1 protein-coding gene is annotated in these 1,806 nt (G+C 60.3%); it reads right to left on the minus strand.

All coding sequences use genetic code 11. The features are described 5' to 3' along the window. Positions 1 to 233: 233 nt before the first annotated feature. Positions 234 to 1,604, minus strand: a complete 1,371-nt coding sequence (locus VGY55_02020; GenBank protein ID HEV2968734.1) for a transposase — start codon at positions 1,602 to 1,604, stop codon at positions 234 to 236. Positions 1,605 to 1,806: the final 202 nt, after the last annotated feature.

Here is a 1,806-nt window from a genome sequence, read left to right on the forward strand (position 1 = left end):
GGCCGGATGAAGAGCGACGGGATGCCAGCGCTCGCCGAAGCCTTTGTTCGATTGAAACTCGCCTAAGCAGTCGTGCGGCCGTAGCTCCTCGCTCCGGGGCGCGGTCGCCGGCTGTCATTCTGCCGCGCGGCGGGTCGAAAACTTCGTCGTTCAATCGATCCGTCGCGTGGCTCTTAATCCTGCCGTGCGGCAGCGCGTTACACGCCTAGCAGCCTGTTGAACTTGTGCGACTTTCAGGCCAGCGACGTGATTGCCGGCCGTCGGAGGCCATGACGGGCCGCCGACGCGCTCATGGCAGTCAACCCGCGCCGATACGCGCTGACAATGCACCACGTCATTAGCATGAGAAGATACGCAGGCGCGGCAAGTTTCGTTTCTTTCTGCAACCCCTTCGGAGTACCGATTCCGAACAGCTTGCGCATAATCAGTCCCAGGTTGCGCGCCGCGACCTGGAGCAGATAACGTTTCGAGACTTGTAACAATCCGTGCAGCCAACAGCGTCTCGCTCCGCCGGTCTCGCAGACATGAGCAAACGACCGTTCGACGTATTCGCTCCGCAACCGTTGCAATTTCTTGCTCCGCGGACCGCGGACACGACGATGATTGCCGGTGATCGCCGTACGCTCCGCCTTGGATCGCTCGCTCCACTTCCAAGGGCGCTTACGCTTCGGCTCAGGAATGTATGTCCGGACTCCCAACGTCTCGTTAACGACCGCCAACGTCTCCGCCGCGTGATAGCCCTTGTCGGCCACGGCCTCCTTGATGTTCGCTGGACTTTCGGCCTCAATCACGTTCAACTGCGCCTGCACCACGCTCTCGGCCAAGGTCTCGGTGTCCGCCCGATCGGCCGGATAGATCGTGGCGGAAAGCACCAAGTCCGTTTCGAGATCGACGACGTGCTCAGCCTTGTAGGCCGGATGCGTCGTGCCATCTTTCATGCGGGCGATTCGGCTTTCCGCGTCGTTCGGCGACATCCAGTCATCGTTCGAGACCTTCTTGTCCCGACGAGTTTTGTCGAATCGCCGCAGTTCCTCGTCCGTCGGGTTTTCCAGGCCGGCTTCGGCGGCCAAGCCGCGCAGGTAGGTCTTCCAATCTTCGCCCGTGGCACGACGCACAATGCTCTTCATCGCCGCGTCGGCCTCCAGCATCGTCGAATCGACCGCCACGGTCTTACCCGCGAGCAATTGATGCTCGGCGGCGAGCTTCAATACAAAGACGAACATCGCCTCATGGACTTCCAGCGGCAGCCGGTCGTGAATCCGCGACAGGCTGGAGTGGTCGGGAGTTTCTTCGTGCAGTGGCACTCCAAGGAACTCAGCCAACGAACGGCTGTCACCGCACCGCCAAGCAATCCCGCGCTGCGAACCGATGCCCTCGAAGTAACCGACCAGAATCATGCGGAAATACACGCCCGGTGGGATCGAATCGCGCCCCATGTTGGCGGCGTAGTATGGCGCACAAAGCTTCTCGAGCCATTGGTCGAAGCCGGCCTCCGCCAAGAGGACATTCAGTTTTTTGTAGAAGGGGTGCCCCGGCGACTTGGGCAATTCGTTTGTAGCAATCCAAGCGGCCTGTTGTTCGGTCTTCCGTTTCCCGAGTGCCATGCCCTTGTTTCCTTGCGGTGAGTTGATGAACCTCGCGGGCAATATACCATGACCGTCAAGGGCACTTTTTCAACAGACTGATAGGCCAAGCCAAGAATCCCGCCGATCACGGCCCCTGCCACCGCAGCGCCGATCTCGCGCTGCACTCGGTCATATCCGTCGATCCCAGGAGCGAATAAGACGAAGCTGGACAGCATTCCAA

This window comes from Pirellulales bacterium (assembly GCA_035939775.1).
Taxonomy (GTDB): Bacteria; Planctomycetota; Planctomycetia; order Pirellulales; family DATAWG01; genus DASZFO01.

Excerpts from the sequence above, each read along its gene's own strand:
- VGY55_02020 (HEV2968734.1), bottom strand. The coding sequence starts at position 1,604 with ATGGCACTCGGGAAACGGAAGACCGAACAACAGGCCGCTTGGATTGCT.